The organism is Streptomyces sp. NPDC036984 (assembly GCF_055607665.1).
Map to the genome: position 1 here is coordinate 173,051 of NZ_JBVJRL010000005.1, position 24,545 is coordinate 197,595.

Annotated in this window: 19 protein-coding genes and 4 pseudogenes; 14 read left to right on the plus strand and 9 right to left on the minus strand. The window is 70.9% G+C overall.

The genetic code is table 11. The features are described from left to right. Positions 1 to 37: 37 nt before the first annotated feature. A pseudogene (locus ACZ7DL_RS12590) lies at positions 38 to 1,377 on the plus strand (MFS transporter). Positions 1,378 to 1,714: 337 nt separating this feature from the next. Beyond that, entirely contained in the window at positions 1,715 to 2,242 is a 528-nt protein-coding gene (locus ACZ7DL_RS12595) for a histidine phosphatase family protein (RefSeq protein WP_470773803.1), read from the plus strand. A gap of 61 nt (positions 2,243 to 2,303) precedes the next feature. Here ACZ7DL_RS12595 and ACZ7DL_RS12600 read toward each other — a convergent pair. The 3 genes and pseudogenes from ACZ7DL_RS12600 to ACZ7DL_RS12610 form a co-directional block, all read right to left on the minus strand. Next, positions 2,304 to 3,546, minus strand: a pseudogene (locus tag ACZ7DL_RS12600) (MDR family MFS transporter). After that, positions 3,543 to 4,631: pseudogene (locus ACZ7DL_RS12605) on the minus strand (PLP-dependent cysteine synthase family protein). The pseudogenes ACZ7DL_RS12600 and ACZ7DL_RS12605 overlap by 4 nt, the downstream one beginning before the upstream one ends. 19 nt (positions 4,632 to 4,650) lie before the next feature. After that, positions 4,651 to 5,910, minus strand: a complete 1,260-nt coding sequence (locus ACZ7DL_RS12610) for a DUF418 domain-containing protein (protein WP_470774082.1) — start codon at positions 5,908 to 5,910, stop codon at positions 4,651 to 4,653. A 199-nt stretch (positions 5,911 to 6,109) separates the two neighbouring features. On the opposite strand from ACZ7DL_RS12610, the gene ACZ7DL_RS12615 reads away from it, so the two are divergent. The 3 genes from ACZ7DL_RS12615 to ACZ7DL_RS12625 all read left to right on the plus strand — a co-directional run bounded on the left by ACZ7DL_RS12615 (position 6,110) and on the right by ACZ7DL_RS12625 (position 8,896). After that, a complete protein-coding gene (locus tag ACZ7DL_RS12615; RefSeq protein ID WP_470773804.1) occupies positions 6,110 to 6,775 on the plus strand; it encodes a response regulator in 666 nt (221 codons plus the stop codon). Next, positions 6,772 to 7,884, plus strand: coding sequence for a sensor histidine kinase (locus ACZ7DL_RS12620; protein ID WP_470773806.1), 1,113 nt, complete (start codon positions 6,772 to 6,774; stop codon positions 7,882 to 7,884). The genes ACZ7DL_RS12615 and ACZ7DL_RS12620 overlap by 4 nt, the downstream gene beginning before the upstream one ends. Positions 7,885 to 8,251: 367 nt before the next feature. Next, positions 8,252 to 8,896 carry a hypothetical protein gene (locus ACZ7DL_RS12625; protein WP_470773808.1) on the plus strand — a complete coding sequence of 215 codons (645 nt, stop codon included), beginning with the start codon at positions 8,252 to 8,254 and terminating at the stop codon, positions 8,894 to 8,896. 128 nt (positions 8,897 to 9,024) lie between these two features. Here the strand turns inward: ACZ7DL_RS12625 and ACZ7DL_RS12630 are convergent, their stop codons facing one another. Together ACZ7DL_RS12630 and ACZ7DL_RS12635 are read right to left on the minus strand one after the other, a co-directional pair. After that, entirely contained in the window at positions 9,025 to 9,549 is a 525-nt protein-coding gene (locus ACZ7DL_RS12630; RefSeq protein WP_470773810.1) for a peptidylprolyl isomerase, read from the minus strand. Between the two features lie 703 nt (positions 9,550 to 10,252). Further along, entirely contained in the window at positions 10,253 to 10,657 is a 405-nt protein-coding gene (locus ACZ7DL_RS12635; protein ID WP_470773812.1) for a hypothetical protein, read from the minus strand. A 140-nt stretch (positions 10,658 to 10,797) separates the two neighbouring features. Here ACZ7DL_RS12635 and ACZ7DL_RS12640 point away from each other — a divergent pair. Together ACZ7DL_RS12640 and ACZ7DL_RS12645 are read left to right on the plus strand one after the other, a co-directional pair. Then, positions 10,798 to 10,940 (plus strand): annotated as a pseudogene (locus tag ACZ7DL_RS12640) (pirin family protein); the annotation flags it as partial. A 545-nt stretch (positions 10,941 to 11,485) separates the two neighbouring features. Next, positions 11,486 to 12,352, plus strand: coding sequence for an AraC family transcriptional regulator (locus ACZ7DL_RS12645; protein WP_470773814.1), 867 nt, complete (start codon positions 11,486 to 11,488; stop codon positions 12,350 to 12,352). Positions 12,353 to 12,505: 153 nt separating this feature from the next. On the opposite strand, the gene ACZ7DL_RS12650 is transcribed toward ACZ7DL_RS12645, so the two are convergent. Then, positions 12,506 to 12,664: a hypothetical protein gene (locus tag ACZ7DL_RS12650; RefSeq protein ID WP_470773816.1), complete on the minus strand. Its 159-nt coding sequence runs from the start codon at positions 12,662 to 12,664 to the stop codon at positions 12,506 to 12,508. Positions 12,665 to 12,969: 305 nt separating this feature from the next. On the opposite strand from ACZ7DL_RS12650, the gene ACZ7DL_RS12655 reads away from it, so the two are divergent. Both ACZ7DL_RS12655 and ACZ7DL_RS12660 read left to right on the plus strand, forming a co-directional pair. Continuing rightward, positions 12,970 to 14,958 carry an ABC transporter ATP-binding protein gene (locus ACZ7DL_RS12655; RefSeq protein WP_470773817.1) on the plus strand — a complete coding sequence of 663 codons (1,989 nt, stop codon included), beginning with the start codon at positions 12,970 to 12,972 and terminating at the stop codon, positions 14,956 to 14,958. Between the two features lie 123 nt (positions 14,959 to 15,081). Then, complete coding sequence (locus ACZ7DL_RS12660; RefSeq protein WP_470773818.1) at positions 15,082 to 15,918, plus strand: GNAT family N-acetyltransferase; 837 nt, start codon at positions 15,082 to 15,084, stop codon at positions 15,916 to 15,918. Positions 15,919 to 15,997: 79 nt separating this feature from the next. On the opposite strand, the gene ACZ7DL_RS12665 is transcribed toward ACZ7DL_RS12660, so the two are convergent. Further along, positions 15,998 to 16,588, minus strand: coding sequence for an ArsR/SmtB family transcription factor (locus ACZ7DL_RS12665; RefSeq protein WP_470773820.1), 591 nt, complete (start codon positions 16,586 to 16,588; stop codon positions 15,998 to 16,000). 121 nt (positions 16,589 to 16,709) lie between these two features. Between ACZ7DL_RS12665 and ACZ7DL_RS12670 the strand changes: the two genes are divergently transcribed. The 5 genes from ACZ7DL_RS12670 (at position 16,710) to ACZ7DL_RS12690 (ending at position 22,638) form a co-directional block, all read left to right on the plus strand. Beyond that, positions 16,710 to 17,657 carry a DUF2218 domain-containing protein gene (locus ACZ7DL_RS12670; protein WP_470773822.1) on the plus strand — a complete coding sequence of 316 codons (948 nt, stop codon included), beginning with the start codon at positions 16,710 to 16,712 and terminating at the stop codon, positions 17,655 to 17,657. 250 nt (positions 17,658 to 17,907) lie between these two features. Beyond that, positions 17,908 to 18,444, plus strand: a complete 537-nt coding sequence (locus ACZ7DL_RS12675) for an SRPBCC family protein (RefSeq protein WP_470773824.1) — start codon at positions 17,908 to 17,910, stop codon at positions 18,442 to 18,444. 185 nt (positions 18,445 to 18,629) lie between these two features. Continuing rightward, entirely contained in the window at positions 18,630 to 19,862 is a 1,233-nt protein-coding gene (locus tag ACZ7DL_RS12680) for a GNAT family N-acetyltransferase (RefSeq protein WP_470773826.1), read from the plus strand. Positions 19,863 to 20,262: 400 nt separating this feature from the next. Continuing rightward, positions 20,263 to 21,477 (plus strand): cytochrome P450, encoded by a 1,215-nt coding sequence (locus tag ACZ7DL_RS12685; protein ID WP_470773827.1) that lies wholly within the window; start codon positions 20,263 to 20,265, stop codon positions 21,475 to 21,477. A gap of 171 nt (positions 21,478 to 21,648) precedes the next feature. After that, entirely contained in the window at positions 21,649 to 22,638 is a 990-nt protein-coding gene (locus ACZ7DL_RS12690; RefSeq protein WP_470773828.1) for an NAD-dependent epimerase/dehydratase family protein, read from the plus strand. Positions 22,639 to 22,644: 6 nt separating this feature from the next. Here ACZ7DL_RS12690 and ACZ7DL_RS12695 read toward each other — a convergent pair whose 3' ends face one another. Together ACZ7DL_RS12695 and ACZ7DL_RS12700 are read right to left on the minus strand one after the other, a co-directional pair. After that, entirely contained in the window at positions 22,645 to 23,754 is a 1,110-nt protein-coding gene (locus ACZ7DL_RS12695; RefSeq protein WP_470773833.1) for a sensor histidine kinase, read from the minus strand. A gap of 1 nt (position 23,755) precedes the next feature. Further along, entirely contained in the window at positions 23,756 to 24,436 is a 681-nt protein-coding gene (locus ACZ7DL_RS12700; protein ID WP_470774083.1) for a response regulator transcription factor, read from the minus strand. Positions 24,437 to 24,545 lie beyond the last annotated feature (109 nt).

The following is a 24,545-nucleotide window of genomic DNA, read 5'->3' on the forward strand; positions in this document are numbered from 1 at the left end:
AGTCGCGCCCACCTCCGACGTGCCGAGGGACTCTCGAGTGCTCACCGTCCTGCGCAACCGCACCTACCGGCATCTCTTCACCGCCCAGGTCATCGCCCTGGTGGGCACGGGTCTCGCCACGGTCGCGCTCGGTCTGCTGGCGTACGACATCGCAGGTGCCGACGCGGGCTCGGTCCTCGGCACGGCGCTCGCGATCAAGATCGTGGCGTATGTGGCGATCGCCCGGCGATCAGCGCGGTCGCCGACCGGCTGCCGCGCCGGGCCCTGATGGTGGGCGCGGACCCGACCCGGGCCACCGTCGCGCTGACCCTGCCGTTCGTGGACCAGGTCTGGCAGGTATACGTCCTGGTCTTCCTGCTGCAATCGGCGTCCGCCGCGTTCACTCCGGCCTTCCAGGCCGTCATCCCCGACGTGCTCCCCGCCGAGCGTGACTACACCCAGGCGCTGTCCCTCTCGCGCCTCGCCTACGACCTGGAGAGCCTGTTGAGCCCTACCCTGGCCGCCGCCCTGCTCTCCCTGATCACGTACAACTGGCTTTTCCTCGGCACCGTGGCCGGGTTCCTGGCCTCAGCGGCCCTCGTGGTCTCGGCGGTACTGCCGAAACCGGCCGCCGCGGCCGAGCCCCACACCGGCGGCGTCTACGCCAGGGCCACCGCAGGCAGCCGCCTCTTCTTCGCCACGCCCCAGCTGCGGGCCCTGCTCCTGCTCAACCTGGCCGTGGCGGCGCCGAGCGCGATGGTCACCGTCAACAGCGTGGTGTACGTCCGCGACCACCTGGGCCGCAGCGCGGCCGACCTGTCCTGGGCGCTCGGCGCCTACGGCGGCGGCTCGATGGTCGTCGCGCTGCTGCTGCCCCGCGTCCTGGAACGGGTCTCCGACCGCACGGTGATGCTGCGCGGCGCCCTGCTGATCACCGTCGTCTTCGTCGCGCTCGGCGTCCTCACAGCCGCGGGCGGCGGCACCTGGCGCTGGCCCGCCCTGCTGCTGACCTGGGCGGCCTTCGGCGCCGGCTGCTCGATGGTGCTGACCCCGACCGGACGGCTGATCCGCCGCTCGGCCCCACCCGAGGAGCGTACGTCCGCCTTCGCCGCCCAGTTCTCCCTGTCCCACAGCTGCTGGCTGCTGACATACCCGCTGGCCGGGTGGCTGGGGTCGATGGCGGGCCTGGAGTCGGCCGTGGCCGCGCTGGGCGCGATCACACTGGTGGCCGGGCTGCTGGCGGTGGGGATGTGGCCGTCGAAGGAATCGGCAGTCCTCGAGCACGAGCACGCCGACCTGCACCAGGACCATCCACACCTGGTGGGCGCCGGACGAGCGGAGGGTGGCTGGCGGCACAGCCACCACCCTGTGGCCGACGGCCCCCACGCCCACCGCTGACGGGCCGGGCGGTCCTCAGTCCTCGACGGCTCCGATCGAAGGCCCTCCAGGTGGCAGGGCCCGCACTGGCCATCTGGCGGGGACGTTCCGGACTTCTGGCGGATGGCTACGGCAGGAGTGTGCGTGAACCCTGGAGAGCGCGTCACGCAGCGGGTCGACCGCTCGTGCGCCGCGACGTGGAGAGGAGGGCAGCCGTATGAGGATCCACCTGACACTTCTGTGCGCGCAGCCCGCAGACACATCCGCAGACACAGTCTTCGGTCAGCCCCCGCTCAGGGAGCGCCGGCTCCCCGGCGAGGGCGCTGCCCCGGCATCGGTTCCTCCGCACTCGTCGGCCATGAGATCGCCTTCGGCCGACGCGGCGCTGACCGCCGCAGCCTTCGGGCTGAAGGCCGCAGTGGAGCCCGCACTGCGCGACATCGACTACGGCACCTGGCGCGGCCGCACAGCGGACGACATCGCCGCCGCAGACCCGTACGGATACAGTGCCTGGCTCACGGACCCTGATGCCGCGCCACACGGCGGCGAAACCGTACGCCAGCTCTGCCACCGGACCGCGCACTGGCTCGGCAGCCTGCGCCCGGACACGGGCCGCGCACTGGTCATCGCCGAACGAGCCGTCGTTCAGGCCATGCTCGTGCATGCCCTGTCCGCACCGGCCCGAGCCTTCCGGGCACTCCAGGTACCGCTCCTGTCCACCGTCTGCCTCACGTGGCACGGTGGCGTCTGGAGCGTCCAGCCGGCCGACGCATGTCCTGGCCGAGACTCTGGTCAGCATCCGTCCCTCCCCATCACCGTGCTGACCGGGCCCTTGTGCACAGTCAGCGGTCACGGAACGAACCTCTGCGGGGAAAGAGCGGCGTAGTGGCTGTCGCAGAACGGGTGCTGCGGCCTGACCTGCCTGCTGCTCCGAGCAGCGCGTCGCCTCATCCCGGTACAGGAACAGGCTTGGCCGCGAGGTAGCCGGCACGGTGCAGCCGGGACACGAGCCCCGCGCAGACAAGTCCGGTGCCGGCCAGAGCGGCCCACGGCAGCCACGGCACCCCCGTGTCGAACAACGCGCCGACGGCCAGGTTGCCGAGGGAGACCGCTACGCCCGAGGCGGTGTTGTAGGCGCCGTAGTACGTCGCGACGAGCCGGTCGCCGGAGAGCCGGACGACGGTGTCCATCTCCAAGGGATAGAGCAGCGCCCCGCCCCAGGCCAGCAGCGCCGCGCATACCGCAAGGGCGCTGATCCCGACCGCGGCGTCGTACGACGTGGGGAGCAGCGGCAGGAAGGCGGCCCCCATCACCACGAGCCCGTACACGATGGCCCGTGGTCCGGGCAGAGTGCGCTTCGCCCACGCCGTGAGCTTCAGCTGCCCGGACAGCGCGGCCAGCGCCGAGACGGCGAAGACCGCACCGGTCACCAACCCGGTCTGCTCACCGAAGACGTCACGGGCGCGGAGCGGGAGGGCGAGATAGACCTGGAAAGCCAGGACGTAGGAGCCCGACATGGCGGCGGCGAAGAGCAGGAAAGGGCGGTTGGCGGCGATGGTCCGCCAGTCGGCAGCCATCGCCCGCCAGGCAGGCTCGGCCCCGCGGTCGGCCGGGGGGGTGGGCAGGCAGGGCGCGGACCTGGAGCACGGCCAGCGCCCCGAAGATGAGCGCGGTGACCGCGCATACGGCGCTGAAGTCCCAGGTGAGCAGGGTGAGTCCGGCGAGCGGGCCGACGAGGACGCCGGCCTGGTAGAAGACGTTGAAGGCGGCGAACGCTTCGACGCGCCGGTCTTCGCCCGCATCCTGGGCCAGGTACGCTCGCACGGCCGGGTTGAAGAGTGCTCCGGCCAGGCCCGTCAGTGCCGAGGCCACGATCAGTGCAGGGAGCGAACTCGCCGCGGAGAGAAGCCCGAACGCGACCGTCCTGAGCGTGCACCCGATTAGGATCATCGGCTTGCAGCCGTAGCGGTCGGCGAGGGTGCCACCGACGAGGAACATGCCCTGCTGGCTGAGGTTGCGCACGCCGAGCACCAGGCCGACGGCCCAGGCGGCGAGGCCGAGGCCGTGCGCGAGATGGTCGGCCAGGTAGGGCATGAGCATGGAGAAGCCGAGGTTGATGGCGAACTGGTTGGCCATCAGCAGCCGGACCGGCCGGTTGAAAGAGGCCACCTGGGCTTGCAGCCGCCTCATCGCACACCCGCCTTCACATCAACGCGTTCGGCACCCAGCAGGTCGCGGCTCGCCTTCACGCCGATGCGCTTATCCCCCAGCGGGTCACGGACCCGACGGCACCGCGTCCAGCGGGTCACCACGCGCTCGTCCGGGTCGGCGATCTCGTCGGGCTCGAAGGATTTGTCGCTGTCGAAGAGTTGGTGGTCACGGCATCAGGCGTCGTTGTAGACGGTTTCCAGGTAGCGGTGCGGGCCGTCGGGGAAGATCGTGGCGATCCGGGTTCCGGCCGGGTAGGTCCGTGCGGCCCATCCGGCGACGAGCGCGACCGCGCCAACGCTCCAGCCGCCGGACGCGTAGTGGCGGCGGGCCAGCTGTCGGCATGCCCATACCGCCTCGGCGGGGCCCACCCAGTGCACCTCGGCGAAGGCTGCGTAGTCGACGTTGGCCGGGTGGATGCTGGAGCCCAGGCCGCGCATGGGCCGCGGCCCGGCGGGCTGGCCGAAGATGGACGAGCCGACCGCGTCCGCTCCGATGAGGATCAGGTCGGGGAAGGATTCGCGCAGCACGGCGGCGGTGCCGGCGGAGTGCCCGCCGGTGCCCACTGCGGCCACCAGGACGTCGATACGGCCGAGCTGGGCGATGAGCTCGACGGCCAGCGGCCGGTAGGCCCCGACGTTGTCGGGGTTGTGGTACTGGTCGGGGCAGTAGGCACCCGGGGTGAGGTCCAGCAGTTCGGCGACCCGCTCGCGGCGGGCCTGCTGCCAGCCTCCCTCCGGGTGGGGACGGGCCACCTGGTCGACGTGGGCGCCGAGCGCGGTGAGCAGCCGGACCATCGACGCTTCCAGACCCGGATCGGAGACGACGGTGACCGGATGGCCGTAGGTCAGCCCGGCCAGGGCCAGCCCGAGGCCGAGCGTGCCGCTGGAAGACGCCACGATCGGCGCACCCGGCGCGAGATCGCCGCGCTGCCGGGCCTCACGCCTGGGGGGCGTGGACCGGGTGCTCGGCGGGGACGCTGGTGGAGGCTGAGCTGACGGACCTGGCGCTGCCGTCGCTGCGGCCCGAGAAGGGCGAGGAGCCGGGAGGCCTCTGACCCCGCCCAGGCGTGGCGTCGCCTCCGTCCTACTTGATGTGCCGCGCGGGCCGAGTGGCGAGGTGCAGCAGGTACTCGAGCGGGCCGCGCCGGAACAGCCGGGTCCATACGGTCGCCAGGAGCATGGCAGCCGCGATGAAGCCGAGGAGTACCGGCAACGCGCTCATGGTTTCGCCCTCGATCGCCGGTACGTACCAGACGTCGGCGAAGAACCACAGGGCGAGGATGTGCAGGACGTAGACGGTCAGGGCCATCACGCCGACCGCTGCGACGGGTGTGGCCAGGCGCGTGATCCGCGGCATCCGGTCGGCGACGGCCATGCAGCCGGTCACCACCATCAATGCGACGCCCGTGTTGCCGAGGATCGAAAATGTCGTCTGGCTGTGCGGTGCGGCCACCAACAGCCAGGCGAACGGGGCGCCGTTCTCGGGTTCACCGACGGTGTCGGACCACCATGCCGACGACGCTGAACCGCCGTCCGTCGCGGCCGCGACGGTGGACAGAGCGTGCGGGACCAGACGCAGGGCCAACCAGGAGCCGCCGTAGCCGAACAGAGCGAGCGCACCGCCGGCGACAGCCAGCCGAGACCTGATGACCGACCGAGTGAGATCGAGCCGGGCCACAGCCATGCCCGCGACCAGGAACGGCATCCAGGTCAGAACCGGATACTCACCGGTGAACAGAAGTTCGAGGATGCCCTCTGTGCCGCTGATCCGGGCCAGCGGGTCCCAGCCCATGACAGCGTCCGCCCAGGTTCCCTCCTCGATAGACATCCGTACTACGTACAGGGCCTGGGGCAGGATCAAGGCGACCGCAGCGGCGATGAGGGCGAGCGGACCCGCCCGTAGCCGGTGCAGCGGGAGGACGACCAGGAAGAGCAGCCCGTAGAAGCTGAGGATCACGTCCACCTTGGTGCCCAGGGCGGTCAGGGCGTAGCCGAGTGCCACGAGGAAGGCGGCGCGGATCGCGATCCTGGCCACCGCTTGACGGCCGGCCTGCCCAGTGCGGGGATACGGACGGCCGGTGATGATGACCAGCGAGAAGCCAGCGAGCACCGCGAAGAGGGCGGAGGATCGACCTCGCGCCGTCTCCACCAGGAACCCCACCGGTCCGCCCACTGCTGCGTCGGGGCCGACATGGGCGGAGTACATGCCGAAGACTGCGAGGCCGCGGGCCAGGTCGATACCGATCAGCCGTCCCGTCGAGGACGTCCCGGCTGGGCCGGAGGAGGCATCCGCCTCAAGCTCACGCGGCGCTTCTGTCGGCGCAGCAAGCGTTGCGCTCTGCATCATGTCTTCAAGTCTTGCCAAACACCCGCCACGGATCACCCGGCGCCTTTCCGGAAGCACCCTGCCAACCGGCCACACCCATTCCGGCCGACTGGCTGGGGCCGCGCCGCCAATCGGCGGAAATCGCCTCAGACCCGCCGCATGACGGCTCCCTCGGTGGTACGCATCCAACGGCGGGCATGCGACGAGCGGAGCGCAAGTGATCCGGGTACTGGTGGTCGACGACGAAGCACTGATCCGCACGGGCTTCACCCACATCCTCAATGCGTCAGACGACATCGAGGTCGTCGCGGCGGTTCCCGGCAGCGAGGCCGTGCGGGCGGTTCGCAAGTCACGCCCTGACATCGTTCTGCTGGACATCAGGATGCCGGACGTCGACGGCCTCACAGTCCTGGCTGACCTCCACCGCATGCCGGACCCCCCGGTGGTGGCCATGCTCACCACATTCGACACCGACGAATACGTGACGACTGCGCTGCGCTCGGGCGCCGCCGGCTATCTACTCAAGGACAGCGACCCCGAGCAGCTCCCCTATCTCGTGAGAGCCCTGGCCGAGGGCGGGACGGTGCTGTCGTCCAAGGTGACCCGCACGGTGGTGAACGGTTACCTCGACCAGGACGGCCGCGAGCCCGCCGCCCGCCTCGCCGCCCGGCTGACCGAGCGCGAGAGGGCCGTCCTCGTGCTCATGGCCGAAGGGCTGGCGAACAACGACATCGGCGAACGGATGCACCTGAGCACCGGCACAGTAAAAGGCCATGTCAGCACCGTGCTCAGCAAACTGGAAGTCAGCAGTCGCGTCCAGGCGGCCTTGCTCGCTGAGCGCGCGGGCCTGCTGCGTCCATCGCGGGACGAGGACGCCGGGTGAAGCGCCGAGGGGCACCGGCTCCGCTGGTGGACGCCGTCCTCGTGCTGGTCGCGCTGGCGGACACGTGGGCCAACGTCGACTTCGACCAGCGAGCGGCCATGGCCTGCGCGCTACTCGCCGCCTTCGCCCTCGCTCTGCGCCGCCGCCTACCCTTGACGACCTTCCTGCTCGCTCTCCCCGCCGCTCTGGTCACCGACGCGGTGTTCGCCACCACGGCCGCGCTGTATACGCTCTCCTCGCTCAGCCGCCACCGCGTCCTGCTGGCCGGCTGCGCCCTGACGTACGCGATCAGCGACTTCCTGCCATGGCCATGGACGACCCTGAGGAGCACCGAACTCGCCGGCACCGACAACCTTGTCCGCCTCATCTACGCCGTCGCCACGGCTGCTGCCCCCGTCTTCCTGGGCCAACTCGTCCAGGCCCGCCGCGAGCTGTCGCTCCGGCTCACCGAAATCACCGAGGCCCGCGAGCACGAACGGCTGCTGACCGCCCAGAGCGTCCTGGCGAAGGAGCGCGCACAGCTTGCCCGGGAGATGCACGACGTGGTCTCCCACCAGGTCAGCCTCATCGCCGTACAGGCCGGAGCACTCCACGTGGGCAACCGGGACGCTGAGACCAAGGAAGCCGCGGCTGCGATCCGGCGCCTCAGTGTGCAGACCCTGGAGGAACTGCGGCACATGGTCAGTGTGCTCCGCGCCTCCGGCAGCCGTCCGACAGAACTCACCCCACAGCCCTCGCTCGCCGACCTGCAGCGACTGGTCGACAACAGCGGCATCGACGCAGAACTGAAGACGGACCTGCCCGACGACCTTCCCCCCACCGTCCAGCGCGCCGTCTACCGCACCGTCCAAGAAGCCCTGACCAACGTCCGCAAACACGCCCCGGGAGCCAGAGCCACCGTCCACATCCGCCACGTGAACGGCAGTGTCCGCACTGCCGTCACCAACACGGCCCCCACCCGACCCGCTCTCTCCCTACCCGGCTCCCACCACGGCCTCGTCGGCTTGCGCCAACGCGCCGAACTCCTCGGCGGAACCATCACATCCGGCACCACGCCCGACGGCGGCTACGAACTCAAGCTGGAACTGCCGACCACCTATTCGCCGTGACCGCTGCATGCGAATGCGCTGTGCACCCGCTGTCCCCGTGGCGCAGGGAACTTCCGATTCCTAGTCATCCGGAGTGAACACCCTCGACCTGGCTGTCGATGTGAGCGACGTTCTCGGACCGCAGTACGACAGCGGCGGCTCCTCGTCGGGCGGCGCGCAGACCGACTGCCGACTCCGCAAACTGGCCGTCCCGTATCGCCGCTGCCCGCAGGTCCGGAAGGATCCCGGAGACGAAGGAGCTGTACGGGGGCTGGTGCCGTGGCGGGTACGAGGTCAAGCTCGTCGACATCCCCGCCTGGCGTCTTGCCGTCCTCGAACCCGTCCCGTGCCCTCGCGGCTCGTGCGGCCGCACCCCGTGGTCCGGGCCATGCAGAACGAACTTCGGCCGCTGGGCCTGACCAAGCCCGTCCAAGGGCGTGCTCTCCGACTCGTCCAGGCACTGATCGCCGCCGCCGAGAACGACGGACACTCCAGTTCGGCAGGACAGACTGGCTTCGCACCCCCGTCTCATCGCCGGCGCAGGGCATCTCCCCACTTCACCATCACGGCGCAGGGACAGACCGTGGGGTTCCTCGTCCTCCAGGAGCAGGACCGGACGGAGCACGTCGCCACCGAGAAGGAACTCACCGAGGCGAAGAAGTACTCCTGGGTCAGGATCCCCCGCTTCGACTACACCCCGTCCGAGCGTCTCCGCTTCGTCCTTAGCGGTGGCCAACCGCACCGGGCGGGCGAATGGGCCGACACTCTCGGACGCTTCCTCGAAGAGCAGCTCGCCGAGATCGCCCAGGAGGTGCCCTCCGCGGTGAAGCCGCAGAACGCAGACGTCTCGACGAGATCGAAGCGGCACGCCAGAAGCGCGTCCGCTGGGAAGCTGCCATGGAGGGGGCTCGCGTCCGGTACGCGGAGGCGTACCGCGTCAGGCGAAACTCCGCCCCAGTTGCCCGACGTCCCCGAGCCGCGAGCCGACGACCTGAAGCCCTTCCTCGGGCACTGGAGCCCCTACGGCCCCTGACGCGCCACCCGCCCGACGGCCCGCCCAGCGTCACAGCGAATTGCAGCACGAGGCGTTCAGCAACGGCTACTTCACATCACCGTGAGACCAGGCACATAGCTGGACCCACGGTGACGCACCACAGTTCGTCAGGGCCGGCAGGACGGCCGGACGCCAAGCAACTCGGTCCGCAGCGCGGGCATGCCGTCGACAGGCGCCGGGTCCTGCGAAGTTGGCTCGATACCGCCAGCAGCGATCTTGTCGAGCGTCTTCAGGCCGGCGGCACCGACAGTGCCGAACACCGTGTAGTCCGGTCGCAGCGCGGAGTCGCCGTAGACGACGAAGAACTGCGAACCGTTCGTGTTCGGCCCGGCGTTGGCCATCGCCAGCAAACCGCGCCCGTAAAGGCGACGGACGCCGGTCGGATCGCTCGGTGCCGGCGGCAGGTCCACCGGCAGCTCGTCCTTGTACTCGTACCCCGGCCCACCCTCGCCAGTGCCGGTCGGGTCGCCACACTGCAGGACCTTCAGCGTCGGATACGCCGTCAGCCGATGGCACACCGTACGGTCGTAGAACCGGTGCCGCGCCAGGTGCACGAAGCTCTGGACCGTGCACGGCGCCTTCGCCCTGTCCAGACGCAGCGGGAGCGGGCCCTGGCTGGTCCGGACAGCCATACCGACCGTGCCGTGACTGGGGGTGTGCCGTGGGTCGGGCGGCAGGGGAACCGGCCGCGCCGCCGGCTCGTCCGGGGTCTGGGTGTACTGGCAAGGACCGTGCGTGGTTCGCGGCGGGGCATCGGAAGCGGAGGCGGTGGTGCTGCCCCCGGACACGACCAACGCTGCTGCCGCCAATGCGGTCATGAGAGCTCGGTTCATCCTGCACACCTTCCAAAAGATCGCCAGATTTCGGAGCGGTCGCAGCCTAAAGCGTGGCCCGGCGGGCGAGAACCCGCCCGCAAGCCACATCCGCCTCCCAGCCTTCGGCCCGCGGCCGCAGGCCACTTCGGTCGGATGCGGCACAGCGTCGGCTGGCTGATCAGGGGCACGGACCGACCTGGCGGCTGATGCCGATGGCAGGGGCCAGCAAGGGCGGTCGGTGCCTGCACGAGCCTTTTCAACAGTTCAGCAGCGCGCAACATTGCCCATCATCGCCGGTTGGCCAAACCGGCAATTGACCAGACCCTGGAATCCTCAACGCGCGGTCCACTGACAAGGTCACGGCGGCGGTTGCAGAGCGGACCACAGGACTCTTGAGGGGCTATGGCACCGCAGTTCATGAGCGTGCGAGAAAGGGCAGAATACCTGAACGTGTCCATCTCCTGAACCTGCAAGAATGCCGCCCACGCGGGACTCGCCTCTCACCGGTTCGGAGCAGGGCCTAACGGCGTTCCATGAGGCGGATGAAGCCGTCAACCACCTTGTGGTCGAAGGAGTTCGTCCGTCGGCTGGCGAGCGCCGGATAGAGATGGTGCTCCAGGACGGAGTCGAGGTGTCGCACCGACGCGACAGCCAGGTGCCGTTGCCCGGCCTTCCACTCCTCGACGTACTCCTCGAACCTCATCGACCCGTAACTCTGGATGCGCTCCGCCTTCGACTGAGACCGCGGTGCCGCCTTCTTCTCGTTGTAGATCTCCGTCAAACGTCCAATGGCCTTGTCGCGGTCCGCGAACCCCGACTCCTCCATCTGCTTGCTGGCCGCCGACCGGTATCGGAACTTGTAGGGGTGGGAGCACTTCGACCACCGAGACCGCGGGTGTTCGCGCTCCTTGGAGAACGAGCCCATCCCACGAACCAACGTATCCCGCGCCACGGCCGACCGACTCCTCGCGACTGATGCTGACCTTTTACCCCAGGAGCAGTCGCGCAGGTCGTTGACCTGCGGAAACAGCGGCGGAGTGAGATATGTGGAGGAACTTCGCCGCCCGCTCCCAGGCCGAGATCGAGCAGGCCCGGGAGGACTGGACGAAGGGGGTCCGGTTCGGTGAGGTGCAGGGCTACGACGGGGCCCCGCTGCCCGCACCAGAACTCCGGGAGTACCGCTGAAACCACGAGGAAGGACACGCTGACCTGCGCAAACGACTCGCTCATCGGCGAAGTTCACTCCCCGGCTGGCCGGCGTCGCAGCGCTTCACCTGCACGGACGTCACGACCACCGAGTCGCAGGGCAAGCAGATCGACCAGGCGCTGAAGGGCATCGACTTCTACAAGGCATGACCCGCACAAGACCCAGGCCCGGCCCGCAGCGGCCGGGCCTTCGCGTGTCCGGGAGGAGGCCCGCGCACCCAACCGCCTCACAGGAAAGGTCCCGGCAAGGACCAGCGGCAAACCGCCTCGCAGGAAAGGTCCCGGCAAGGACCAGCGGCGCCCGTCACCGACGCTGACCGCTCAGGGTCTGACGCCCTCACGCCCAGGCCTCGGACCACAACGGCATCGCCCGCGACAGGGGCCGCGGCCCCTGCACCGGCTCCGTCATCGCCGCCGACCTGCGGCCACACCATGGCCGAAGAAGCCACCCGCGCCCGGAGGGACCCGACCAGGTCGGGCACAGGATGTCGGGTCCGGCAGGGTGGTGCCTCCCTAACGTGAGTGATCGAAAGGGAAGGGGACCGGGATGCTGGAGCGGCTCAACCAGGCCATGGAGCACATCGAGTCACATCTCGATCGGCAGATCGATGTGGCCGAGCTCGCGCGCATCGCAGTGATGTCGGAGTATCACTTCCGTCGGCTGTTCTCTGCGCTGGCGGGCGTCCCGCTGTCGGAGTACGTGCGCCGCAGACGGCTGACCGTGGCGGGCGCCGAAGTGCTCGCCGGTGAACGCACGCTGCTGGATGTCGCGATGCGCTACGGCTACGGCTCGGGAGAAGCCTTTGCCCGTGCGTTCCGGGCTGTCCACGGTGTGGGTCCGGGCGAGGCCCGGCGGACCGGTGCGGTTCTGCACTCCCAGCCCCGGATGTCCTTCCGACTCATCATCGAAGGGAGCAGCAGTATGCGATACAGGATCGTGGACAAGGACGAGTTCCGTGTGGTCGGCAAGAAGGCCCGTGTCCCGCTCGTCCATGAAGGGGCCAACCCGGCGATCGCCGAGTTCGTCCGGGGCATCGGCCCCGAGATGCTGGGGCGTATCACGGCGTTGTCCGACCAGGAGCCGGCGGGGATCGTCGCGGTGAGCGATCAGCTCGATCCGAGCCGGGCGGAGGGGACCGAACTCGACTACTACCACGGCGTGGTGACGTACGCCGAGGCACCTGAGGACATGGACGCCCTTGCCGTCCCGGCCGGGGCGTGGGCCGTCTTCGAGAACTCCGGCCCGTTCCCGCAGGCGCTCCAGCACCTGTGGCGGGATGTGTTCACGCAGTGGTTCCCGTCGAACCCGTACCAGAGCAGGCCGGGACCCGAGATCCTGCAGGTGAGCCTGTCGCAGGACGAGGCACAGGCGGACGCCGTGCTGTGGATTCCCGTGGAACGATCCGCCGCCTGAGCGAAGCACCACGCGGCGGCCCGGGCGCAGTCCCCGGCCGCCGCGACCTGCTGAGGACGCGGGCCACACGATCTCGGGGTGGCCCGGGCCGACCTGGCGGGTGAGCAGTGCGCCGTCATCGCGCCCTGAACCCGATGACGGCGCGCCGCCGGGTCACGGCGTACAGCCGATCCAGGGGTGCGCCGGGCCGGCCCCGTCGCAGGTCCACTGCGTGGCTACGGCGCTGTTGGAGGTGCTGCCGCTGCCCTTCTCCGCCAGCGCCCCGAACCGCGCCGCCGTCCCGGCGGGCAACTGCGGCACCACATCGTCCACGGGACGGCAGCACGCTCGGCGTTTCGGCCACCGCCGTTCCCGCGCCGGCCCTTGCGCCGCACGGGTCGGTGCAACCCGCAAGCTCCGGCGGGCGCTCAATCATGGGGTTACCGACACGACCGAAACACATGTGTTCGAAATTCCGGCTGGTTCGTTGAGCCGTACGAACCAGCCGCACAACCGTCAAGGGGGACGACGTTGACTACGGCCGACGCAGACGAACAGATGAGATCGACCGCGATGGCGCGGCGGCTGCCCACGCCGGCTCTTCGGGCGCTGAGCCGGTCCGGGCCGGGAGGCGGCCTGTGAAGAGGTTCTTCGGACGCGTGCGGATGGCCGAGCCGGAGGTCTCCGACGCCGAGCAGGAGCTTTTCGGCGGTCCGTTGCGTTACGACTTCGGCTGGTCGGAACACGAGCGTGCCCGACTCGACTTGACGATGGTGTCGGCTCTGCGCTCCATGCCGAGGCTGGTCGGGGCGACCTTGCGGATGGCGTGGCACGCGGACCGCCGCGCTCTGCTCACCGTCGCGATCAGCGAGATCGGGCAGGGTGCCGCCGCGGCGGTCGGGTTGCTCGCGGTCAACGCCGTCATGCACGCGCTGCTCGGCTCGGGTACCCCCGGGCAGCGGCTGCACTCGGTGCTGCCGGGCTTGCTCGCCGCCGCCGGCGTGGCCGTGGTGAACTCGGGCCTGGCCGGCTGGTCCACCTCGCGGGCGGGCCGGCTGGAGCCGCTGGTCGAGCGGATCGCCACGACCCAGTATCTGGCCGCCGCCGCGTCAGTGGAGCTGGAGGCCATCGAGGACCCGGAGTTCCGGCGGCTGATCGACATCGCCCAGTACGGCCCCGGATCCGCCCGCCGCATGATCGGCGCCTGCGTGGCCGCGCTGAACGGGATCATCTCCCTGATCTCCACGGCCGGCGTGCTCACCATCCTGCACCCGGTCCTCTTGCCGATGCTGCTCCTGATCGCGGCGCCGCGCGGCTGGGGTGCGATGCGGGTGGCGCAGGAACGGTACGTGTCGGTGATGAGCTGGATCGAGCACGTGCGGGCCAGCCGCCTCATCGGCAACCTGCTCACGGAGCGCACCGCCGCCCAGGAAGTGCGCATCCACGCCGTCGGGCCGTTCCTGCTCAGCCGCTACGAGCGGATGGCCGAGAGCGCCGAGGCCGAGCAGGAGCGGCTGGCCTCCGGCAAGGCCGTCACCGAGTGGGTGGCCGCCGCGCTGTCCGGCCTCGCCATGGCGGCGACGTACGCGGCCATGTACGTGCTCATCATGAGCGGGCACATGAGCCTGGCCGTGGCCGGGACCGCCGTCATCGCCGTCCGGTCCGGCTCGGCGAGCCTGGGCGCACTGGTGATGAACGTGAACCAGCTGCACGAGGAGTCCCTCTACGTCCGCGACCACGCCCGGTTCCTGGAGGAGGCGGCACGACGCACCATTCCCAGCGGGGGCGATCCCGTTCCGGCACAGGTCGGGCAGGTCGTCCTCGACCGGGTCGGCTACCGCTACCCGGACCGGGAAACTCCCGCCCTGGACGGGGTCTCACTCACGCTGCCCATGGGCTCGGTCACCGCCGTGGTCGGCGAGAACGGCTCCGGCAAGAGCACGCTGATGAAGGTGTTGTCGGGTCTGTTGCTGCCGCAGAGCGGGACCGTGCTGTGGGGTGATGCCGACGTCGCTTCCCTGGACCGCTCGGAGATCTTCGACCGCGTCGCACTGCTCACCCAGGACTTTCAACGCTGGCCCGTGACCGCGGCGTTGAACATCCGGATCGGCCGGCCCGCCCGGGAAGCGGATCCCGAGGACCTTCAGCCGTCCGTCGACTACGCGGGTGCCGGACCGGTCATCGCGAAACTTCCCGACGGCTTGCACAGCCTGTTGGCTCGGATGTTCCGCGGCGCCAGCGAACTGTCCGGCGGCGAGTGGCAGAAGGTCGGGCTCGCTCGTACCCACTGGCGCAGTTCCACCTCGGACGACGACGGCGTGCTCATCGTGGACGAGCCCACCTCCGCCCTCGATCCGGAAGCCGAGATCGCCGCCTTCGACCGCATCCGCCGACTCGCCGCCCCGAACCGGGCCGTCGTCCTGGTCACCCACCGCATGTCCGGCGTCCGCTACGCCGACCGCATCTACGTCCTGCACCACGGACGGCTCGTCGAACACGGCAGCCACGACGAACTCATGGCCACCCAAGGGCGCTACGCCTCGATGTTCGACGCACAGGCCGCCCAGTACGCCCCCGCGGGCACCATCCCCCACCCCGGCTCCCCCACCGTCGCAGATCCCGCATGACCCCGGCCGCGCCCGCCCGCCCCCGCGTGATCCCAGCCCTGAACGGGCGGGAGCGCAGGGACAACCGCACGAACGGCTCCCCCTACCGCCTCACCCATCGCCGAAACAACAAGGACCGATCCCGTGACCACTCCCCGCCGCGCAACGCCCGACGACGCCGAAGGCATCACCCGCCTGCGATCGGAGCTGATCCTCTCCCAACCGCTCGACTCGGCCTGGCTGGCCCTGTGCCGAGACCAGCTGGCAGAACGTCTCCAGCCCGGTGGCGATGCCCGGGCCTACGTCGTCGACGCACCCGGCACAGGACTCGCCACCTGCGCTCTGGCCCTGGTCAGCCGCGTACTGCCCGCGCCTCGGTACCCGCAGGGACTTGCCGCGCGCATCCAGGCCGTGGCCACCCAACCCGGACATCGACGCCGCGGCCACGCCACGGCCGCCCTCACGGCGCTCCTCGACGACCTGAGGCAGGAAGGCATCACCCTCTTCGAACTGCACGCCAGTGACGAATCCAGGTCCCTGTACGAGGGACTCGGATTCACCAGCGATCCGGCACTCATGCGAAGGACCGAAGTGCCCCGACAATCCCGCGAGCACCGCCCGCATGCCACTGCCGCCGACGACTGGGACACGGTCCAACGCCTGGCCGACACGTTCAGCCGCCTCGACACCGAAAGCGGGCTCCAGCCAGAGGAGCAATGGACGTTGCAAGTACTCAAGCTCGCCGAGGAGGTGGGCGAGGCCGCGCAGGCCGTCATCGGCGCCCGGGGCACCAATCCCCGAAAAGGGCACAGCCACTCGTGGGCAGACGTCCAGGCCGAGGTTGCCGACGCCGTCATCACCGGCATGGTCGCCCTGGCACGGCTGCGCCCCGACGCACGCGAGTACTTCACTGCCGTCCTCGCCCGCAAATCCGTGAAGTTCCTGCAACAGCACGACTCCAGCAACGATGTGCGTCGCTGAGCACGGCGCCGAGTGAGTACCGCCACGGCGACCGCAGAGGCACCGCCGGTAGCCACCCCCCAAGGTACGAGCCCGGCCGTCAGTCCCCCTCGTCCGGCGGCAGGCTGGGTACGTCGGCGCGGAAGAGGCTGACCAGCAGCCCGTACGGCGTGCTGTGTGCGCTGTCGGTGGCCGGATGCGGCTCCTCGGCCATCGCGCGCAGCCGGGCTTCCAGCGCGTGCGCCTCGTCGTCGGTGAGCCACAGGTGGCGCAGCACGGTGTGCGAGGGCCGGCCGGGCTCCGTCGGCAGCATTTCGCCGAGCGCGGCGTTGATCAGGAACTCCGGCCCGACCGCCGCGTCCTCGTGCACCTTGAAGCCGGTGCTGACCAGCGCGAAGTACTGCTCGGTGCCACCGCGCACCTGGCGGGTCTCGGCCAGCCGGACCAGTCCGGCCTCGCGCAGCACGCGCACGTGGTAACCGATGGTGCCCTTGCTCATCCCCAGCACGTCGGCGAGCTGACGCAGCGTTGCGGGACGCTGGCGCAAGACGTTGACCATACGGTGACGCACCGGATGCCCGAGGGCCTTGAACTGCTCGGGCGAGCGCAGCACCAGGTGGCCCTGCTCGTCACGGCGGTGCTCCTCCTGGTCGGCATCGCTCCCGTGGGCGGGGGACTGCTCTTCTGCCATGAACGAAAGTGTCCATGAACCTAAACACTTTTGACAACTCCGTCGTGGCAGCCCCAGAATCCCCCTCAGGAAAGTGGCGAGAATTCTCGTCGCTTAGCCCTGAGACACCCCAAGGAGCACGATGCCCCTCGCCACCGCCCGTGTCGCCACCGTCCGCCCCGCCCGCTACGTCAAGCAACTCGTCTCGCACATGGGCCACAAAGCTGCCGCCACCCTCACGCCCGACGGCCGCGGCACGATCACGGTCGCTTCCGGGACCTGCACCCTGACGCCCACGGCGGACCGGCTGGAGCTGACCGCCACCGCGGTCGACGCCGAGTCGCTGACCCGGGTCCAGGACGTCATCACCCGTCATCTGGTGCGCTTCGCCACCCAGGAGGAACTCGCGGTCGAGTGGACCACCGCGATCGACGGCGGCGAGCTGGAACCCACGGCCCCGGTCGTCGCCGACTACCTGCTCGGTCATCACACTCCGGCCGACGGCATCCTCGGCGAGCTGGCCGTCGCCACCCGTGAGGCCGCCGCCGGCGCTGCACACATGCAGGTCTCCGCCGACGAGGGCACGCTGCTCACGATGCTGACCCGGCTGACCGGCGCCCGCTTCGCGGTCGAGGTCGGCGTCTTCACCGGCTACTCGACCCTCTGTATCGCCCGCGGCCTGGCAGACGGCGGCCGGCTGCTCGCCTGCGACGTGAGCGAGGAGTGGGCCTCGATCGGCCGGCCGTACTGGGAGCGGGCCGGCGTCGCCGACCGGATCGACCTGCGCATCGCCCCCGCGCTGGAGACGCTGCGCGCGCTCGACGCGGAGCCGGTAGTCGACATCGCTTTCATCGACGCCGACAAGACCAACTACCCGGCGTACTACGAGGAGATCGTGCGCCGACTGCGCCCGGGCGGGCTGGTGGTGCTGGACAACGTCTTCCTCGGCGGTCGCGTCCTCGATCCCGCGTACCAGCAGGAGCACCACGTGGCCATGCGGCGCCTGAACGACCTGATCAGGGCCGACGAGCGGGTGGACTCGGTGATGCTCCCGCTGCGCGACGGAGTGACGATCGCCCGGCGCCGCTGACCCGCCGCAGGCGGGTGACACGAGTCCCGGTGGTGTGCAGGCCGGACTCGTGGGGGCGCAACCCGCTCCAACGCCACGGTCTGCCCGCTCACCCATGTAGATGTCGCGGAGCAAGACCGATGAGTTTCGCCTCGCCGCGTCGTCTGCATGTGAGGAACATCCTCCCTTCCGCTGCATGGGGGGGAAGAGCCCCCCCCCCCTTCCGCGCCTGCGGGAGGTCCGAGACGAGATGACAAGGAGTGTGCACACCGTGGACCAGGAGACCGTGGACCGGGAAACCGTGGACCAGGAGAACGTGAGCGCCACCCTGGCTGTCGCCGCGCCCGTCGCGAGGGTCTTCGCGGTGCTGGCGGACCCGACGACCCATGCTGCGATCGACGGCACCGGCTGGGTTCAGGAACCTGTCGACCGGGCGCCGCTGACCGAGGTGGGGCAGATCTTCCGGATGGACATGTACCACGCCAACCATCCCAACGGTGACTACCAGGTCGCCAACAAAGTCCACGTGCTCGACCCGCCGCGCGCCATCGGCTGGCTGACGGGGCAGCAGAAGGACGACGGTCACCTGGAGTTCGGCGGCTGGTTCTGGCGTTACGACCTTTCGCCGCTCGGTCCGTCGGAGACCGAGGTCACGCTCACCTACGACTGGTCGGCGGTGCCGCAGTTCATCAGGGAGTACATCCAGTTCCCGCCGTTCGGTCCGGAGCATCTCACCGACTCGCTGCACCACCTGGCCGAGCTTGCCGCATCGGCGTCCGAGCCTCCACGCCCGGCGGCTGGAGGGTGACATCCGCGGGCGGCGGCGGGGATCGCCGCCGCCGAGCCCGGCCACCGCAACTCTCTCTCCTCCCCCCGAGGCGGGCTGTGCTGTGAGCAGCCGTAATTCGCTTGACCTGGCCACGGGGCGACGCTGCACTGTGGCGGGACACCATGAGTCGTGGTGTCGGTATCCAGGGGGAGGCAGCGGCAGTGATGGAGATCCGTTCCACGACCGACCAGGATCTCGACGTCTTCGTCGACACACTCCATGCCGCGTTCGGGCGCTTCCCGGAAACCCCGGCCGAGGGCGGCGGGGTCTGGTGGTCGGCCTACGAAATGGACCGCGGACTGCTCGCCGTGACGGCGGACGGGCGGCCTGTCGGCACCGCCGGTGCGTATTCCTTCGAGCTGACCCTGCCCGGTGAGGTCCTCGTTCCGGCCGCCGGGGTGACCGGCGTCGGCGTCCTGCCCTCGCACCGACGCCAGGGCGTGCTCAGCGCGATGATGCGGCATCAGCTCACCGAGTTGCGGGCGCGAGGGGAGTTCCTCTCCGTACTGCTGGCCTCCGAGGCCCTGATCTACCGCCGGTTCGGTTACGGACCGGCGACCTACACGCAGCGGCTGACGGTGCAGCGCCACAAGGCCGCCTTCGCCCTCCCCCGAGCGCGCGGAACGGCCGACGCCCCGGCGACCGGCTCGGACACCGGCTCGGTGGAGCTGCTGCGGCGTGCCGAGTGCGGCGAGATCCTGGAAGAGGTTTACGACCGGTACCGCCGCGCGCAGCCCGGCGCGCTGTCCCGGCCACACCATTGGTGGGCCTTGGGCGCGGGGCACCCCCCGGTCTCTCCGGCGCCCCGGTACGTCGCCGTCCACCGGGACGCCGACGGCGTCCCGGACGGGTACGCCAGCTACTCGCTCGGCGAGCCCGGCACCCTGACGGTCGACGAGATCATCGCCACCGACGACGCCGTCTCCACGGCCCTGGTCACGTTCGTACTCGGACACGACCTGGTCACTCAGGTCGTGTTCAAGCACCTCCCGCCCGACCACCCACTGCGCTGGCAGCTCGCCGACTTCCGGGCCGGCCAGGTGAGCGACGACACCGACTGGCTCTGGGTACGGCTGCTGGACGTCCCGCGTGCGCTGACCGCGCGCGGCTGGTTCATGGACGGCGAGCTGGTGCTCGACGTCGACGACCCGTTCCTCGGCGAGCACGGGCGCTACCTGCTGACCGTCCGGGACGGCAAGGCCGACTGCGTCCCGACCGGCCGGGAGCCCGACCTGTCCCTGGACGTGAGCGACCTGGGCTCGGTCTACCTCGGCGGCACCGCCCCGAGCACGCTCGTGCGTGCCGGACACATCCGGGCCCACCGCCCGGGCGCGGCCACCCTCGCCGACGCCCTCTTCCGCGCCGAACGCTCCCCGCACTGCCTGCACTGGTTCTGAAGCGCGCTCGTCGTACCGCACCGGTTCTGAAACGCGCTCGTCGTACTCCTCGAAGCGCCGAACGCCCGATGGCCTCGTCCTCGTCGCGGTCCGCGAGTTCCGGCTCCTCCGCCTGTTTCCCGGCCGCCGGCCGGTACCGGATCGCCGATCTGCCAGTTCGTTGCCTGAAGCTCTTGTTCTGCGAGGTACGTCGAACTACCTCATATTGAGACATGGTGACCTCCCTCAGTGTGAGGTGACGCCCGCGCCCGGGTGCCGGGGACGACCGGGTCCGATCGGTAGTGTCTTCGACGCGGTGGGGGCCGTCCGGACAACGTTGTCCCAGGTCCGTGCACGGCCGGCATCGGGAGACCGACGCCCTCGGAAGTGACGCGCCCTGCGGCGCATATAAGGAGGCTGTATGTCGTTCCACGACACGGCAGTGCTCGACTGCCCCTTCGACTTCGCCGACGCGCTGGAATTCGACCCCTCCCTGGCCTCCTTGGCCCAGCGCGGCCCGGTCAGCCGGATCAGGCTGCCCTACGGTGAGGCCGAGGCGTGGCTGGTGACCAGCTTCGCCGGCGTGCGTCAGGTGACGTGCGATCCGAGGTTCAGCCGGGCGGCGATCGTCGGGCGCGACTATCCGAGGATGACGCCGGAGCCCATCGTGTCGCCGGAATCCATCAACGTGACGGACCCGCCGCACGTCACACGGTTGCGGCACGTGGCGGCCCAGGCGTTCACCCGGGAGCGGGTGGCGGGCATGCGGCCGGCGGTGGACCGGGTGGTGGCCGGGCTGCTCTCGGCGATGGCCGAGGCGGGGCCGCCCGCGGATCTGGTGACCCATCTGTCGGTTCCCCTGCCCCACCTGACGATCTGCGAGCTGCTCGCCGTGCCCGAGGCCGACCGCGAGGACCTGCGTGCGTGCACCATGCGGCTGCTGGCCACCTCGCCGGACGCCCGGCAGGACGCGGCCGACGCCAAGGCCCAACTACGGACGTACTTCGCCGGACTGGTCCCGGCCCGGCGGAGCAACCCGGGCGAGGACCTGCTCAGCGCGATGGCGGCCGCCCCGGTGCCGTCGGGCGAGGAGCCCCTGAGCGACGACGAGCTGGCGGTTCTGGCCGTGACGCTCATCCTCAGCGGCAACGACACCGCGACCTGCCAGATCAGCAACATCGCCTATGTGCTGCTGAGCCGCCCCGAGGAGTGTGCCGCGCTCGCGCGCGACCCCGGCCGGTTCCCCGGCGCGCTGGAAGAGCTGCTGCGGTTCATCCCCTTCCGCAAGGGCGTGGGCATCCCCCGGATCGCGCTGGAGGACGCGGAGATCGAGGGAACCGCGATCAGCGCCGGCGACTATGTGCACGTGTCCTACCTGGCGGCCAACCGCGACCCGGCCGTCTTCCCGGATCCGCACAGGCTCGACCTCGAACGGCCGGTGCGCCCGCACATGACGTTCGGCTGGGGCGGGCACCACTGCCTTGCCGCACCTCTCGCCCGGGCGGAGCTGGAGAGCGCGGTCACCGGCCTGCTGACCCGATTCCCCCACCTGCGCCTGGCCGTCGCCCCCGACGACATCGAGTGGGACACCGGGACCATCCGCCGCTTCCCGGTGCGTCTGCCGGTCACCTGGTGAACCCGGGGCGGGCCGGCAGCCCGGCCCGCCCGGCCTCCCCCTGCTCCCCTGCTGCCCTGCTCTCCCTGCTCCCCGTCAGCACCGGCCGAAGGGACGGATGACCTCTTACGGAGTCGTGACGTACGGGCGCGCTCGCGTGGCCCGGCGTCGCGGCGGGCCTAGCGTGGCCGTATGCGTGTACTGGTCACCGGCGGTGCCGGGTTCATCGGCTCTCATGTCGTGGCGGCGCTGACGGCGCGCGGCCACGAGGCCGTCGTCTTCGACGTGCGCACGGATCCGGGCGCCGACGTGCGCGATCCCGCGGCGGCCGGCCGGGCCGTGGCCGGCATGGACGCCGTGTGCCATCAGGCCGCGATGGTCGGGCTCGGGACGGGGTTCGGGGACGCGGCGGAGTACGTCTCCCGCAACGACCTCGGCACGGCCGTGCTGCTCGCCGCCATGGCCGAGGCCGGCGTACGGCACCTCGTACTGGCCGGGTCCATGGTCGTCTACGGGGAGGGGCGCTACGAGTGCCCGCGCGACGGCATCGTACGGCCGGGGCCGCGGGCCGTGGCCGACCTGGACGCGGGGCGGTTCGAGCCGACGTGTCCGGTGTGCGGTGCCGACCTCGCTCCCGGGCTGGTCGCCGAGGACGCGCCGGCAGACCCGCGCAACGTGTACGCCACGACCAAGCTGGCCCAGGAACACCTGGCCGCCGCGTGGGCGCGCGCGACCGGCGGGTCCGCCGTCTCGCTGCGCTACCACAACGTGTACGGGCCCCGGATGCCCCGCGACACCCCTTACGCCGGCGTCGCCTCCTTCTTCCGGTCCGCGCTCGCCCGGGGCGAGGCGCCCCGGGTGTTCGAGGACGGGCGGCAGCGCCGGGACTTCGTGCACGTACGGGACGTGGCCGCGGCCAACGCCGTGGCGCTGGAGGCGGGGTCCGCGCCGGGGGCGCTCGTCGCGTACAACACCGGAAGCGGCGAGCCGCACACCGTCGGGGAGATGGCCCGCGCGCTGGCCGACGCCCACGGCGGGCCCGCGCCCGTCGTCACCGGGGAGTACCGGCTGGGGGACGTACGGCACATCACGGCCGACTCCTCGCGGCTACGGGCCGAGCTGGGGTGGCGGCCGGAGGTCGGATTCGTGGAGGGCATGCGCGAGTTCGCGGCCTGCGAGTGACCCGGGCTACGGGGCCGCGGGCAGCGTGACCTCGAAGCGGCAGCCGCCGGGGATGTTGCGGACGGTGGCCCGGCCCCGGTGGGCCTCGACGATCCCGCGCACGATGGCGAGGCCGAGGCCCGCCCCGGCCGGCGGGGTGCGGGCGTCGGTGCCGCGCCAGCCGGTGTCGAAGACGCGGGGCAGATCCTCCTCCGGGATGCCGCCGCAGCCGTCCGTCACCGACAGGACCACGCGATCGGCCGACCGTTCGGCGGCGACGGCGACGGTGCCGTCGGCGGGGGTCCGGCGGATGGCGTTGACCAGCAGGTTGCCCAGGACGCGGCTCATCTCCTTGGCGTCGACCTCGACCGGGACCGGCTCCACACCGTCCCCGACCAGCCGTACGCCGTGGGCGCGGGCAAGCGGGTCGGCACCCGCGAGGGCGTCGCCGACGAGGTCGTAGAGGGAGATCCGGGACGGGGTCAGGGGGAGGGTACCGGCGTGGATGCGGGAGAGTTCGAAGAGGTCGCCGACCATGTCGTTGAGGCGCTCCACCTCGGTGCGGATCTGCTTCAGATAGCGGTCGGGGTCGCCGGCGACGCCGTCCTCCAGGGCCTCCGACATGGCGCGCAGCCCGGCGAGCGGGGTGCGCAGGTCGTGGGAGATCCAGGCGACGAGTTCCCGGCGCGAGGTCTCCAGCAGCCGTTCCCGCTCGCGGGATTCGGCGAGTCTCGCGCTGGTGACCGCCAACTCGCGGCTCACTTCGGCGAGTTCGGCGATGGCGGGGGCCGCCGGCGCGGCGAAGTCACCGGCCTCGCCGAACGAGCGTGCCGCCATGGCCAGTTCGTGGCTGCGGGCGACGACCCAGCGGCCCAGTGTCAGCGCGGTCGCCAGGGATACCACGGCCGCCATCGCGACGACCGTCGTCACCACGGTCAGGTCGTGCGGGGACAGGAACATCGCCCATGCGACCGCGAGGGTGCCCGCGAGCACGCCGGCCACGCCGACCGCCGCGACCACGGCGAGGGATGCGGTGAGAGAGCGGCGCCGCAGCAGCCGCAGCGCGACGGCCCCCGCGAGGCCCGTGGCCGCGGCCCCGGCGAAGGCGTACATCGCGATGAGCAGGGTGTCGCGCACGTCAGCCCACCTCTTCCCGGCCGCTCGGGTCGAAGCGGTAGCCGACGCCCCACACCGTCTGGATCAGGCGCGGCCGGGCCGGGTCGTCCTCGACCTTGCCGCGCAGCCGGCGGACGTGGACCGTCACGGTGGAGAGGTCCCCGAAGTCCCAGCCCCACACCTCGCGCATCAGGTCCTCTCGGCTGTACGCCCGCCCCGGGTGCCGCAGGAGGAAGGCGAGCAGGTCGAACTCGCGGAGGGTGAGGGCGAGTTCGGTGCCGTTCTTGGTGGCGCGGCGGGCGCCGGGGTCGACCGTGAGACCGGCCGCGGTCAGCGGGCGGGTGCCGGTGTCCGGGCGGGCGCGGCGGAGCACCGACTGGACCCGCAGGACCAGTTCGCGGGGGCTGAACGGCTTGGTCACATAGTCGTCGGCACCGACCTCCAGGCCCAGGATGCGGTCGTCCTCGTCGCCGCGGGCGGTGAGCATGACGACGGGCACCGGGGCCCGGGCGCGCAGCCGCCGGCAGACCTCCAGGCCGTCCATGCCGGGCAGCATCAGGTCGAGCACCACCAGGTCCGGCCAGTGTGCGGCGGCGCGGCCGAGGGCGCTGGGGCCGTCGTCGGCACGGTCCACGACGTACCCGGCCCGGCCGAGGTATCCGGCGACGACCTCCGCGACGGTCGCGTCGTCGTCCACGACCAGGACACGGGCGGCGCCGGGGGCGGACGGCCCGCAAGCAGACTGGGCGGAGGCGGACTCGGCGGGGGCGGACGGGCCGGAGGCGGACGGGCCGCGGGCGGACTCGACGGAG